The following is a 13,796-nucleotide window of genomic DNA, read 5'->3' as shown; positions in this document are numbered from 1 at the left end:
GCAAGGCTCTTCTAACATATTATTCCGCTTGGCCGTTGAAGCTGAAAATGTCCGGGCCCCTCATCTGTGAAAATATGGCCTGTGTCATACATAGGGTGTTTTATGAGTGTAGGTCAGGAAATATAACAAATTTTGTAATTTAATGATTTTTAGTAACGCATGGATAATAAAATAAAGCTTGTTCCTGTATTTTTGTAGAAAAGTTATGCGGGGGTGAATGACAATAGAAATATGAACACTTTTGTTCGTAGAAGCTTCTATCCTTCATGCGGGCGGTCTTTCACGGCTGGCCCGGAAATGATGAAACAATAGATACCGTCATGTTTGATCCAAATCAAAAACCCGATACAGCCCGGGCAGAAAATTCCATTTTCGGCTCTCCGGAAGCAGACAACCTCCTGCCCAAGGATCAGTTCCCGGATTACGCCATGCGTGCGGAGGACGCCTTCCAGTTGGTGTCCGATGAATTGATGCTGGACGGCAATGCCCGCCAGAACCTTGCCACCTTCTGCCAGACGTGGGATGAAAAGCAGGTCAGGATGCTGATGAATATCAGCATTAACAAGAATATGATCGACAAGGATGAATATCCCCAGACAGCCGCTATTGAAATGCGCTGTGCTGCCATCATTGCCAACCTTTGGAACGCCAGCCAGGATGAAAAACCCATCGGCTGTTCCACCATCGGTTCCAGTGAAGCGTGCATGCTCGGGGGTATGGCCGCCTTGTGGCGCTGGAGAGCCCGCCAGAAAGCTGCCGGCAAACCCACTGACAAGCCCAACCTGGTATGCGGGCCCGTCCAGATCTGCTGGCACAAGTTCTGCCGCTACTGGGACATTGAAATGCGTGAAATCCCCATGTCACCCGGAAAATGGAAGATGGATGTGGACAGCATGCTGGAACAGATTGACGAAAACACCATCGTGGTGGTTCCCACGTTTGGCGTGACCTACACGGGCGCTTATGAATTGCCGGCGGAGATTGCCAAGGCCCTGGACGATTATGAAGACAGGACTGGCATCAGTGTAGACATCCACGTGGACGGCGCCAGCGGCGGTTTCCTGGCCCCGTTCTGCGCTCCGGACATTGTCTTTGACTTCCGCATTCCCCGCGTCAAGTCCATCAGCGCTTCCGGCCACAAATACGGTCTTGCTCCGCTCGGAGTGGGCTGGGTGGTATGGAGAGACATCGCCGACCTGCCTGAAGGGTTGATCTTCAACGTCAACTATCTTGGCGGTGAAATCCCCAACTTCGCCATTAACTTCTCACGGCCGGCCGGACAGATCATCTGCCAGTATTATGACTTCATCCGTCTGGGCAAGGAAGGGTATACCAACATCCATACCCAGGCCTATGAAGTGGCCAAGTACATTTCAGATGAGGTTTCCAAGCTGGGGCCGTACGAATTCATTTGCACGGGCGATCCGGAAAAGGGCATTCCCGCCGTCTGTTTCTTCATCAAGGATGGAGCCAAGACGAACTATACCCTCTTCGACCTCTCGGACAAGCTGAGAACCCGCGGCTGGCAGGTGCCCGCCTTCACCCTCCCTGCCAATTGCCAGGATACGGTGGTGATGCGCGTGATGGTCCGCCAGGGCTTCACCAAGGACTTGGCAGACCTGTTCCTGGAAGACTTCAAGCGCATGGTTGATTTCTTCGAGAAACACCCGGTCACTTCTCCGATGACTGCGGAAGAAGGCACGGCCTTCCACCACTCCTGATGGAGAAGCTCCGCATAATAATTTTTGTTGGATGAATAAGTGTGTGTAAGCGCAGCTCCGCAGTTGTCAAGGTTTGTGCGTGGACCTGGCGGCTGCGGAGTTTTTTTATGCTCCGGCGGTTGCGCCGCGGATGGCGGAAGCGTGATGGAGGCTTCTGTTGCGGATGAACGCGGACTGTTCCGGAACTGTTTCCGAAAGGGGCTTTGTGAGACCTGGCGGACTTTTCCGTTCCCCCTCCGGAATTCGCGGAATGCCGTTTTTCCAAGTTGCTTCGTGAAATCCTGCGCGTTCCCCGTCTTCTTATAAAAAACCGGGCATTTTGTTATTCCTGCGTCTTCCGTTTCGTTTGGGAAAAGGCATGCTTCCGCAAGGTTCCTTGCATCATTCTTTCGGAAGGGTGGGGGGGGTTGTAGCGCGGGCTACGGATAAATGCGGGGTCCACCTGTTTGAGGCGCCATCTTTACTTGGTGAAAGATTGCTGCGTTTCAAAGCCTGGCGCGTTGCCGCCATGTCCGGACAGGCGGGATTGATAAAAACCGTCCTGTTTTTTCATGCCGCCGGGTTGCAGACCCTGCGGAGATTACGGCAGGGGACGGCGCGGAGGCTGTTGATTCCCTGATCTGCTTACATGATGCCGCGTCGCGGACGCATTGCCGGCTGGCAGCGAATGATGGATTCAAAAAAATTGTGCCCGCCGCTTTAACACGATCGGCAAAAAGCAAGGGAACAACCCCGGTCAGGAGTCTTCCATCCATCCTCACATCCGGAATGCAGCGGGAGGCGTGGAATGGCGCTTAGCTGATGCAGCGGTAATAGTAATCCACGCGGGAAATGAACCAGGACCATTTGAAACCGGGCTTGCCGTTGTCCAGCAGCAGGTGGGGGCAGCGTTTTCCGGTCCAGTAGTAATGCGGCACGACGTTCCGCAGCGGGATATCGTGGGCGTACATGTTGTAGGCGGCCAGCTTGGCGGCGCGGTCAAAGGTCTTGACGATGCTCTGTCCCCGCTTTTCGCACATTTCAATGCCGATGGAATACATGTCCCCGGGGCCGCCCCGGTCCGCATGGCGTCCCGTTTCATTCAGGGGGATGTGCTGCATGGCTACATACGGATCCACCGTGTAGTGCCAGTTGCAGCGCAGGGCTCCGTTATTCAGCGCGCGCGCGTGCTGCATGGCGTCTGCGGAAGGGTTTTCCGTGTTGTGCATGGTGATGAAGCGCGGCTTCATCCGGGAAGAGCGCTGCCGGAGAGGGGAAGAGCGGGGCATGAACATCGGCCGGACGTTGCATTCCGCCAGCAGCTGCCGCGGAGAGCGCTTCACCACGGGGACACCGGAGGGCTTGAAGGAAATCATGGGCGCCATTCCGGCTTTGCCGGAGGGTTCCGAACAACTGGTCAGGGCCAGCAGGGCGGCGGCTTCCAGCAGGAAGGTTCTGCGGTCCATGCCCTGGACTTTCTCCAGCATGGGCTGGAGCTGTCCGGAAACACGGGCAAGATAAGTGGCGATGGTGGAAATATTGCTCATACAGCGACCGGGAGGTGGGGGATTTACAGCACGGATGCGGGAAAAGTTTAGTTCACGCTAAGATTCACCTTTCTTCTTTGCAACGAAAAAGTGTGAAAGCTTTAGCTTTGTGCCGAATTCTTCACGCTTTTTGTCATATTGGGCCGTTCAAACCGTTGTTGAGAGCAAAACGGTATCCGGTTCCACGGCGGTGACGGCGTCCGCATTTGCCGGAGACAGGATGAATTCTCCCTGCCGCGCCGTTTTCCCGTCCCAGGACACGGAGCCGCGGAGAACCGTGAAGATGGAGAAGCGGGAGGCGTCCGGTTGGGTGAATCGTTCTCCCTGGTCCAGCCGATATTCCTCCGTGGTGAAATGCGGCATTTCCGTCAGGTAGCCGGGTTGCCGGCAGAGTTCCCGGAATTCCGCGATGGAATCCAGCGCCTGTTCCATGTGCAGTTCCCGTCCCTGTCCGGAAGCGTCTGTCCGGTTCCAGTCGTAAAGGCGGTAGGTGGTGTCGCTGTTCTGCTGGATCTCCGCAATGAGGTGCCCGGCGCCGATGGCGTGAACCAGGCCGGCGGGAATGTAAAGATGTTCCCCCTTTTCCAGATGGGTGGAGCGTATCAGTTGCTCCATTTGGCCCGTTTCCGCCGCCCGGCGGATGTCCGAGAGCGTAGCGGTTTCTTCCATTCCTCCGTAAATCAGGGCATCCGGGTCTGCATGCAGCACGTACCATACCTCGTTTTTAACCTCTCCCCGCCGTGCTGCCGCCGTGCGTTCCGGGGGATGCACCTGGACGGAAAGATTCTCACGGGCGTCCAGAATTTTGCAGAGCAGGGGAAAACGCGTAAAACGTTCGTAGCCGGGCCCGAAGAGTTCTTCCCGCTGTTCTTCCCACAGCCGGTGCAGGGGCATTCCTTCCCATTCGCCTTCCCTTACCGTGCTCATGGCTTCCGGACGGTCGCTGATTTCCCAGGCTTCCCCGTAGGCCGTTTCCCGGTCGGGCAGTTCCCGGCCCAGCATGGTTCTCATGTGCTGGCCGCCCCAGATGCGCGGCTGATAGATGGAATGGAATCGAAAAGGCTGCATCGTAATAACGGGAGCGTAGGCCATCTTTTACGGCCGGACAAGTAAAATGCCCGCAGGAGGCCTGCGGGCATGAAGAGAGGGAAATCGGGGAGTTTCCGGTTATTTGATGGATTCCCATACGATGCCGATCTCATCAAACGGCACATATTCCTTGTTCTTGTCCGGTTTCGGCACACCGTAGTTGGTCCGGAACAGGGGCAGGATGGGCGCTCCCGTCTTGGGGTCCTTGCTCATGGGTGCCATTCCCACTTCCTCCAGCAGCAGGGTCATGCCGAATTCGCCGCCGGGACCTTCGCTGACCAGGATTTCAATGGGGTACACCTTGCCTTGCTCCACCGTGAACTGCTTGCCGGCGGCTACGCCGCGCATGGTGTTGTTCCAGTGGCCGGAGGGGCCGTATTTGTAGAACGTGACGGGGGGGACGTTGATGCCCGCGTCCTTGAGTTCCTTCTTCAGGTCGTCGTTGCCGGGCTTGCCTTCCATGGCATCAAGCCATTTGGCGTTGTTCGCCGTCATTTTCCCCAGGGAGGCGGATTCCCAGCCGTAGTCGAATACGTTCTGGTTGTTGAACCGCACTACCAGGTAGTCGTCTCCCAGCCCCACGAAGCGGAACGTGCCGGATTTGGGAGCGCGCACTTTGCCCCGGTAAATGGCAAGCCACTGGCTGGGTTTCACCTTGTCGTCGCATCCGTAGGCCTTGGGCGCGTCTTTGGCGGGAGTTCTGGGAATGTAGAACTGGGCGGCGTACAATTGCTGCGGCGCCTTGTAAAAACGATTCAGCTCCGACTCATTCCAGCCTTTGTTGACAAAGCGGGAAAGAAAGGCGCGGTACTGGTCCATCGTCATGTTGGTGGGCCGTCCGCCGGGCGTCTGCTTGGTATCGTAAAAGGTGCCTACCAGCGTACTTCCTGAGGGCTGGGACGTGCCGAAGGCGGAGGTGGCGTCACCCAGGTCGGGGCCGAAGCCGTCCCCCATGCCCAGAGCGGTTCCTTCTTCCAGCATGACGGGTTCGTCCGGCGGGTCAATGTCGATCTTGGGGAGGCTGACCGGGGCTGCCGCCGCGGCTACCACGACTTTGACGGGAGTTTCCGCATGGGAGGAAGAGGAGGTTTCCCTCTGCACTTCCGGCGGCGGAGGCGTATCCGACGGAGGAGCTTCGTCCGGCGTGATGTAGCCGACGACCTTGGGTTCTTCCGGGGGGGCGATGATGATGGTCAGGGAGTAGAGAATGGCTCCCGCCAGGACGACGGAGAGAATGGATGTCGCCAATGCGGCAATGTAATTTTTCCGCCTTTCCTTGCGCAGGGTTTCCACTGCGTCTTCTGTGGGTTCTATATGAAGGCTCATGCATGTATGATAACATAGGAGCCCCATATGTTGAGTAACATGAGGATAACAAGGATAACATGTCGGTAACAAAAAGGGCGTCTTTGACGCCCCTTCTTCCTTATGGCTTCTCAGCTTTTCCTGCGCTTTCCCGTTTTTCCGGGAGCCAGTGCGATGGCAAGAATGGAACAGACGCCCAGAATCAGGGGGTAATACAGGTATTCCATGATCAGCAGGGGGGAAACCTGGGCGATTCCGGCGGCCATGAGCATCTGGGCCCCGTAGGGAATGACGCCCTGGACCAGGCAGGAAAAGGTGTCCAGAATACTGGCGCTGCGCCTGGGCGGGATATGGAATTTATCGCTGATCTCCTTCGCGATGGGACCCACCGTAATGATGGCGATCGTGTTGTTGGCGGTGCAGAGATTGGCCAGGGAGACCAGGCCGGCGATGCTGAATTCCGCGCCGCGCCTGCTCCGGATGTGGGCCGTGATTTTTCCGATGATGTACGCAATGCCGCCGTTGAAGCGGATCAACGCCAGCACGCCGCCGGCCAGCAGGGTGACGATGATCAGCTCCCCCATGCCGGTCATGCCGCTGCCCATGGCGCGGAACCAGGCCATGAAGGAAAAATACCCCATGCCTACTCCGACAAGTCCCGTGGCGAGCAGCCCCAGCGTCAGAACGGCCATCACGTGGACTCCGGCCAGCGCCGTCACCAGAACCAGCAGGTAGGGGAACACCTTCATCCATTCAATGGGAGCGTCCGCCATGGAGGGGGACTGCACGTTCCATCCGAGCAGGATGTAGCAGGCCAGGGCCAGCAGCGCGGCGGGAAGCACCACCTTCACGTTAGCCCGGAATTTGTCCCGCATGGCGCAGCCCTGCGTGCGGGTGGCGGCGATCGTGGTGTCTGAAATGAAGGAAAGATTGTCTCCAAAAAACGCTCCGCCCACCACAATGGCCGTCATCATGCCGGTGCTGACCTGCGTGGCGTGCGCCAGTCCCGTGGCTACGGGAGCAAGCGCCACAATGGTGCCCACAGAAGTGCCCACGGAAAGGGAGATGAAGCAGGATGCGATGAAGACGCTGGCAAGCAGCAGATTGTCCGGCAGGAGGCGCAGCGTGAGCTGCACGGTGGCGTCAATTGCCCCCATGTCCCTGGCGGACTGGGCGAATGCGCCCGCCAGCACGAAAATCCAGATCATCATCAGGATATTCCGGTTGGCTACGCCGGAGGAAAACAGGTCCACCCGTTCCGCCATGCTTTTCCCGCGGGTGATGAGCACGGCCCAGACTGCCGCCGCCGTAAAGGCCACCGTCACCGGAACGGCGTAAAAATCCTGTACGGCTACGGAGATGACCAGGTAAAGCAGGAAGAAAACCAGCAGGGGGCTCAGCGCCCACAGGCTGGGTTTGACGGGCGCCGTATCCTGGCTGTCTGGAAAATGGGTCATGGGGAGTGCGTGCTGCCGGAGATGCTGGGCGGCTTAGTTTCCGGCGGCTTCCTCTTGGTCCAGATACCACCGGTAGATGCGCTCCACGCCTTCTTCCAGCTCCACCCGGTGTTTCCAGCCCAGGGAATGCAGCTTGGAAACGTCCGTCAGCTTGCGCATGGTGCCGTCCGGCTTGTCCGCGTTGAATACCAGTTCTCCCCGGTAGCCTTCCGTGACGGCTATCAGGCGCGCCAGATCGCCGATGGAGATTTCCTTTCCGGTGCCGATGTTGATATGGCAGTTCCGCACCTCCCGGTCTTCCCCTTTCAGCTGGCTGAAATCCACCTGTTCCATCACGTGGACGCAGGCGTCCGCCATGTCTTCGCTCCACAGGAATTCGCGCAGGGGCGTGCCCGTTCCCCACAGTTCCACGGAACCGGGGGTGATGCCGTATTTGGCCAGCGCGGCCAGGATGGCTTCTTCCGGCGCCGTTCCGTCCACCTGTTCCACAGGCCGCGCGTCCAGGTCTTTCCGGACGGCGTCCCAGTCCCCTTCCATCAGGCGCTTGGCCAGGTGAATCTTGCGCACCATGGCGGGCAGCACGTGGCTGTTCTCCAGGTGGAAGTTGTCATTGGGGCCGTACAGGTTCGTAGGCATCACGGCGATGTAGTTGGTGCCGTACTGGAGGTTGAAGCTCTCGCACATTTTCAGGCCTGCGATTTTGGCGATGGCGTAGGGCTCGTTGGTGTATTCCAGCGGGGAGGTGAGCAGGGCGCTCTCCTTCATGGGCTGGGGTGCCTCTCGCGGATAGATGCAGGTGCTCCCCAGGAAGAGGAGCTTGGATACGCCGTGCCGGAAACTTTCCCCGATGACGTTCTGCTGGATCTGGAGGTTGCGGAAGATAAAGTCCGCCCGGTACCGTGAGTTGGCGATAATGCCGCCCACGAACGCCGCCGCCAGAAAGACGTATTCCGGCTTTTCCCGGTCAAAGAATTCCCGCACGGCCGCCGGGTCCTCCAGGTCCAGTTCCCGGTGCGTCCGTCCGATCAGGTTGGAATAACCCCTCTCTTCCAGGGATTTCCAGATGGCGGAGCCCACGAGGCCGCGGTGTCCGGCCACGAATATTCTGCTGTTTTTTTCCATCTCAGGAATTGACGGGATTTTTGACGTATTCCATGTCGTGGCGGACCATGATGCGCACGAGTTCCTCAAACGGGGTGGAGGTGGGGTTCCAGCCGAGGAGGGTTCTGGCCTTGGTGGGGTCTCCCAGCAGTTGTTCCACCTCGGAGGGGCGGAAGTACTTGGGATCCACTTCCACCAGGATATGGCCCGTCTTCTTGTCGCGCCCGCGTTCTTCCACGCCTTCGCCTGCCCATTCCAGCTCAATTCCGGCTTCACGGAAGGCCAGCGTGCAGAATTCCCGTACCGTGTGCATTTCCCCGGTGGCGATGACGAAGTCTTCCGGCTTGTCGTGCTGGAGAATTAGCCACATGCATTCCACGTAATCCTTCGCGTAGCCCCAGTCGCGCAGGGCGTTCAGGTTGCCCAGATAAAGCTTGTCCTGCATGCCCTGGGCGATGCGGGCCGCCGCCAGCGTGATCTTGCGGGTGACGAAGTTTTCCCCGCGGCGTTCGCTCTCGTGGTTGAACAGGATGCCGTTGACGGCGAACATGCCGTAGGATTCGCGGTAATTCTTGGTGATCCAGAAGCCGTATTGCTTGGCTACGCCGTAGGGGGAGCGGGGATAGAACGGCGTGGTTTCCTTCTGGGGAACTTCCTGCACCAGCCCGAAGAGTTCGGACGTGGAAGCCTGGTAAATGCGGCATTTCTTTTCCATGCCCAGGATGCGGACGGCCTCCAGCATGCGGAGGGTGCCCACGGCGTCCGTTTCCGCCGTGTATTCCGGCACGTCAAAGCTGACCTTCACATGGCTCTGGGCCGCCAGGTTGTAGATTTCATCCGGCTGCACGGTCTGGATGATGCGGATCAGGGAGCTGGAATCCGTCATGTCGCCATAGTGGAGGTTGATCAGCCGGTTTTTCTTCATGTCCCGCACCCACTCGTCCAGGTAAAGATGCTCGATGCGGCCCGTGTTGAAGGAAGAGGAGCGGCGCAGGATGCCGTGTACTTCATAGCCCTTGTCAATCAGGAACTCTGCGAGAAAAGAACCGTCCTGTCCCGTGATGCCGGAGATTAATGCGATTTTGCTCATGTGCTGTGTGTAGGTGGTTTGTTGGCGGAGGAGGTTGAAGAATAAATGGTGAAACCTCCAGCGGAGCCGCAGTTGATGCGCTCCGGGCATAAATAGCGCATTTTTCCCATGGTGACGAGGAAAATGCTCTGGTCATGGAAGAGGAATGCCACTGTCAGCGGACGGCTTTTCCTTTGCCGGACGCAATCATTTCCTTGAAATCCCGGAACAGGTACTGGGGGTCTCTGGGGCCGGGGGCGGCTTCCGGGTGGTACTGCACGCTGAAAACGGGGAGCGTTTTGTGGGCGATGCCCTCCACGGTATTGTCATTCAGGTTCATCAGCGTGATTTCCACGTCGTCCGGCACGGTATCCGGATCCACGGCAAAACCGTGGTTCTGGGACGTGATGCTGATTTTACCCGTGCGGAGGTCCTTCACCGGATGGTTGGCGCCGCGGTGGCCGAACTTCAGCTTGAAGGTCTTCGCCCCCAGCGCGTGGGAAATGATCTGGTGCCCCAGGCAGATGCCGAACATGGGAACCTTCCCGATCAGGGCGGCTACTTCACGGTGGATGTCCGTCAGCGTGGCGGGGTCCCCCGGACCGTTGGAAAGAAAAACGCCGTCCGGCTTCATGCCAAGCACTTCCTCCGCCGTCGTGTGGGCGGGAACCACGGTCACACGGAAGCCGTTTTCCCTCAGTTGGCGCAGGATGTTGTACTTGATGCCGAAGTCGAAGGCCACGATGTCGTACTCCGTGGGGGGCAGTACCCCTTCCGTCACCAGCGCGTCCACTTCCTCCGGGGTCATGGGATGGGAGCCGATCTTGTCTACGATGTTGCAGCCTTCCATGGAGGGGGCCTTTCTGGCGGCTTCCACGGCTTCCTCCGGCGTCAGCTCCGTGGTGAGGCAGGCGCGCATGGCGCCCGCGGAGCGCAGGTGCTTGGCGATCTTGCGGGTGTCCACCCCTTCAATGCCGATCACGCCCTGCTTTTCCAGCCACGGGCCCAGGGCTTCCGTGGCGCGCCAGTTGGAAGGAACCTTCGCCAGCTCCGCCACCACGAAGCCGCTGACCTGCGCCTTGCCGGACTCGTAATCTTCCGGGTTGACGCCGTAATTGCCGATCAGGGGGTAGGTCATCGTGACAATCTGGCCGCTGTAGGACGGGTCCGTCAGGACTTCCTGGTAGCCGGTCATGGACGTGTTGAAGCAGGCTTCCCCCACTTCCGTGCCCGTGGCTCCGAAGTGCGAACCGATGAAGACGCTTCCGTCTTCCAGTGCGAGAATGGCTCTCATGATGATATAAAAATGCTGTTTGGTATGGGGTTAAACGGTCTGGGCATGGTATTCCTGGATGGTGCACACCTGGAGGTTCCTGTTCTTCAGCGCCTCAATGGCGTTCACGCAGGCCTGTGCGGAGGCCAGGTTCGTGCAGTAGGAGGTTTTGGCGGCGATGGCGGAGGAACGGATGATGATGTCGTCCGCCCGCGCGTCGTGGGAGCCGGGCGTGTTGATGATGAAATCGATGTCCCCGTTCTTGATGTGGTCCACGATGTTCGGGCGGCGCGCCTCGTTCACCTTGTACGCGCGTTCGCATTCGATGTCGTGCTGGAGCAGGTGGATCATCGTGCCGCGCGTGGCGCACAGCGTGAAGCCCATGTCCGCCAGCTGGCGGGCCATGTGGAGCACGCGCTCCTTGTCCCGGTCATTCACGGAGATGAAAACCTTGCCTTCCGTCGGCAGGGGATTGAATGCGCTGATCTGGGATTTGGCGAAGGCGATGTCCGGGTCCGGGTCGATGCCCATCACCTCCCCGGTGGATTTCATCTCCGGCCCCAGCACCACGTCGATGCCCGGGAAGCGGCCCCAGGGGAAGACGGCCTCCTTCACGCAGTGGTATTCCGGCGTGATTTCCCGGGTAAAGCCCAGCTCCTCCAGCGTCTTGCCGGCCATGACCTGCGCGGCCAGCTTGGCGAGGGGCCTGCCGATGGCCTTGGAGACGAACGGAACGGTGCGGGAGGCGCGCGGATTCACTTCAATGACGTAAAGCTGTTCGTCCTTCACGGCGAACTGGATGTTCATCAGCCCGCAGACGTTCAGCCGCCGTGCCAGCTCCTTGGAGGCGCGCGTGATTTCCTTGTGCATTTTCATGGAAATGCCCATGGCGGGAATCATGCTGGCGGAATCCCCGGAGTGGATGCCCGCGGGCTCCACGTGCTGCATGATGGCGCCGATGACGGCCCGCTCCCGGTCCGCGATGACGTCCACGTCAATCTCCACGGCGTTTTCCAGAAAGCGGTCGATCAGCACGGGGCGTTCCTCGGAGGCCTCCACGGCTTCGTTCATGTACCGGCGCAGCTCCTGCTCCTCGTACACGATGATCATGCCGCGGCCGCCCAGCACGAAGGAGGGGCGCAGCAGCACCGGATAGCCGATGCGGGCGGCAATAGCGGCGGCGTCCTCCACGTTGGTAGCCGTCCCCGCGTCCGCCTGCTTCAGCCCCAGCTCCCTCAGCAGGGCGGAGAAATGTTCGCGGTCTTCCGCCAGGTCAATGGCCTTCGGGCTGGTGCCGATGACGGGCACGCCGTGGGCTTCCAGGGCGTTGGCCAGGTTCAGCGGCGTCTGGCCGCCGAACTGGACGATGACGCCGTCCGGCTTCTCCTGCTCGCAGATGTGGAGCACGTCTTCCAGCGTCAGGGGTTCAAAGAAAAGCTTGTCGGAGGAATCGTAGTCCGTGGAGACGGTCTCAGGGTTGGAATTCACGATGATGGTTTCATACCCCATTTCCCGCAGGGCCATGGAGGCGTGCACGCAGCAGTAGTCGAACTCGATGCCCTGGCCGATGCGGTTCGGGCCGCCTCCCAGGATGAGGATCTTCTTCCGGCCCGTGTCGCGCGCCTCGTTTTCATCCCCGTACGTGGAATAAAAGTAAGGCGTGTATGCCTCAAACTCCGCGGCGCAGGTGTCCACCAGGCGGTAGCCGGGCACGATGCCCTGTTCGCGGCGTTCCTTGCGGATGCTTTCCTCCGTAGTTCCGCGGGCCAGGGCGATCTGCCTGTCGGAAAAGCCCAGCTTCTTGGCTTCCCGCAGGTCCAGCGCGTCCAGGCGGTCGCCCGCCTTCGCCAGGTCCCGCATCTGGGCCAGGAACCAGGGGTCAATCTGGGTGAGCTGGTGCACCTCGTCCAGGGAAAAGCCGCTGCTGAACGCCGTCTGAATCCAGAAAATGCGTTCCGCCGTGGGGACGGCCAGCTTCCGCGTGATTTCCTCCGCGGTGGGCTTCTGCGGCGCCTTCGCGTCGAAACCCCAGCCCCAGCGGCCCGTTTCCAGGGAGCGCAGGGCCTTTTGCAGGGATTCCTTGAACGTGCGGCCTATGGCCATGGCTTCCCCCACGGATTTCATGGAGGTGGTCAGGTGCTCGTCCGCCTGCTTGAACTTTTCAAACGTGAAGCGGGGGACCTTGGTCACCACGTAGTCAATGGTGGGTTCAAAGCAGGCGGGCGTTTCCCTCGTGATGTCGTTGCGCAGTTCGTCCAGCGTGTAGCCCACGGCCAGCTTGGCGGCCAGCTTGGCGATGGGGAACCCCGTGGCCTTGGAAGCCAGAGCGGAAGAACGTGAAACGCGGGGGTTCATCTCAATGACGATCATGCGGCCGTTGGCCGGATTGATGGCGAACTGGATGTTGGAACCGCCCGTTTCCACGCCGATCTCCCGGATGACGGCGAAGGAGGCGTCCCGCATGACCTGGTATTCCCTGTCCGTCAGGGTCTGGATGGGAGCCACGGTGATGGAATCCCCGGTATGCACGCCCATCGCGTCAATGTTCTCAATGGAGCAGATCACCACGCAATTGTCCGCGCGGTCTCTCATCACTTCCATTTCAAACTCCTTCCAGCCGATGAGGGATTCCTCAATCAGGATTTCGGAAACGGGGGAGAGGTCCAGCCCGCGGGCGCAGATTTCCTCAAACTCCGTCTTGTTGTACGCCACGCCGCCGCCCATGCCGCCCAGCGTGAAGGCGGGGCGGATAATCAGGGGAAAGGTGCCTATGTCCCCGGCTACCCGGCGCGCCTCCTCCATCGTGTGGGCGATGCCGGAGCGCGGCACGTCCAGGCCGATGCGGATCATGGCCTCCTTGAACAGGTTGCGGTCCTCCCCGCGGTCAATGGCGTCCGCATGGGCGCCGATCATGCGCACGTTCTCCCTCTCCAGCACGCCGCTGCGGTGGAGCTCCATGGCGCAGTTCAGGGCCGTCTGGCCGCCCAGGGTGGGGAGCAGGGCGTCCGGCTTTTCCCGGACGATGATTTTCTCCACGAACTCCGGGGTGATCGGTTCAATGTAGGTGCGCGGGGCGGTCTCTGGGTCCGTCATGATGGTGGCGGGATTGGAGTTGACCAGCACTACTTCATAACCTTCTTCCCGGAGGGCCTTGCAGGCCTGGGTGCCGGAGTAGTCGAATTCGCAGCCCTGGCCGATGACGATCGGGCCGGAGCCGATCACGAGAATCTTTTTGATGGAGGTATCTTTAGGCAT

General features: G+C 59.5%; 9 protein-coding genes. 1 reads left to right on the top strand and 8 read right to left on the bottom strand.

Features of this window, described 5'->3' with window-relative positions:
• Positions 1-320 precede the first annotated feature (320 nt).
• Entirely contained in the window at positions 321-1,721 is a 1,401-nt protein-coding gene (gene gad, locus J5W70_RS02025) for a glutamate decarboxylase (RefSeq protein ID WP_102721963.1), read from the top strand.
• Between the two features lie 794 nt (positions 1,722-2,515).
• Here the strand turns inward: gad and J5W70_RS02020 are convergent.
• The 8 genes from J5W70_RS02020 to carB form a co-directional block, all read right to left on the bottom strand.
• Positions 2,516-3,247: a peptidoglycan recognition protein family protein gene (locus J5W70_RS02020; RefSeq protein WP_022396581.1), complete on the bottom strand. Its 732-nt coding sequence runs from the start codon at positions 3,245-3,247 to the stop codon at positions 2,516-2,518.
• 147 nt (positions 3,248-3,394) lie between these two features.
• Positions 3,395-4,339, bottom strand: coding sequence for a type I phosphomannose isomerase catalytic subunit (locus J5W70_RS02015; RefSeq protein WP_022396582.1), 945 nt, complete (start codon positions 4,337-4,339; stop codon positions 3,395-3,397).
• 75 nt (positions 4,340-4,414) lie between these two features.
• Positions 4,415-5,662, bottom strand: coding sequence for a hypothetical protein (locus J5W70_RS02010; protein ID WP_022396583.1), 1,248 nt, complete (start codon positions 5,660-5,662; stop codon positions 4,415-4,417).
• 110 nt (positions 5,663-5,772) lie between these two features.
• Positions 5,773-7,098, bottom strand: coding sequence for a Na+/H+ antiporter NhaC family protein (locus tag J5W70_RS02005; protein WP_022396584.1), 1,326 nt, complete (start codon positions 7,096-7,098; stop codon positions 5,773-5,775).
• A gap of 33 nt (positions 7,099-7,131) precedes the next feature.
• Positions 7,132-8,220, bottom strand: a complete 1,089-nt coding sequence (locus J5W70_RS02000) for a GDP-L-fucose synthase family protein (protein ID WP_022396585.1) — start codon at positions 8,218-8,220, stop codon at positions 7,132-7,134.
• Position 8,221: 1 nt separating this feature from the next.
• Positions 8,222-9,289 (bottom strand): GDP-mannose 4,6-dehydratase, encoded by a 1,068-nt coding sequence (gene gmd, locus J5W70_RS01995; RefSeq protein ID WP_022396586.1) that lies wholly within the window; start codon positions 9,287-9,289, stop codon positions 8,222-8,224.
• A gap of 154 nt (positions 9,290-9,443) precedes the next feature.
• Entirely contained in the window at positions 9,444-10,562 is a 1,119-nt protein-coding gene (carA, locus tag J5W70_RS01990) for a glutamine-hydrolyzing carbamoyl-phosphate synthase small subunit (protein WP_022396587.1), read from the bottom strand.
• Between the two features lie 30 nt (positions 10,563-10,592).
• Positions 10,593-13,796, bottom strand: coding sequence for a carbamoyl-phosphate synthase large subunit (gene carB, locus J5W70_RS01985; protein ID WP_022396588.1), 3,204 nt, complete (start codon positions 13,794-13,796; stop codon positions 10,593-10,595).

Origin of the sequence: Akkermansia massiliensis (assembly GCF_018847375.1) — a bacterium.
Taxonomy (GTDB): Bacteria; Verrucomicrobiota; Verrucomicrobiia; order Verrucomicrobiales; family Akkermansiaceae; genus Akkermansia; species Akkermansia massiliensis.
Note: the sequence above shows the minus strand (reverse complement) of the source record. Positions and strands in the feature narration are given on the sequence as shown.

Excerpts from the sequence above, each read along its gene's own strand:
- gad (WP_102721963.1), top strand. The coding sequence starts at position 321 with ATGTTTGATCCAAATCAAAAACCCGATACAGCCCGGGCAGAAAATTCC.
- J5W70_RS02020 (WP_022396581.1), bottom strand. The coding sequence starts at position 3,247 with ATGAGCAATATTTCCACCATCGCCACTTATCTTGCCCGTGTTTCCGGA.
- J5W70_RS02015 (WP_022396582.1), bottom strand. The coding sequence starts at position 4,339 with ATGGCCTACGCTCCCGTTATTACGATGCAGCCTTTTCGATTCCATTCC.
- J5W70_RS02010 (WP_022396583.1), bottom strand. The coding sequence starts at position 5,662 with ATGAGCCTTCATATAGAACCCACAGAAGACGCAGTGGAAACCCTGCGC.
- J5W70_RS02005 (WP_022396584.1), bottom strand. The coding sequence starts at position 7,098 with ATGACCCATTTTCCAGACAGCCAGGATACGGCGCCCGTCAAACCCAGC.
- J5W70_RS02000 (WP_022396585.1), bottom strand. The coding sequence starts at position 8,220 with ATGGAAAAAAACAGCAGAATATTCGTGGCCGGACACCGCGGCCTCGTG.
- gmd (WP_022396586.1), bottom strand. The coding sequence starts at position 9,289 with ATGAGCAAAATCGCATTAATCTCCGGCATCACGGGACAGGACGGTTCT.
- carA (WP_022396587.1), bottom strand. The coding sequence starts at position 10,562 with ATGAGAGCCATTCTCGCACTGGAAGACGGAAGCGTCTTCATCGGTTCG.
- carB (WP_022396588.1), bottom strand. The coding sequence starts at position 13,796 with ATGCCTAAAGATACCTCCATCAAAAAGATTCTCGTGATCGGCTCCGGC.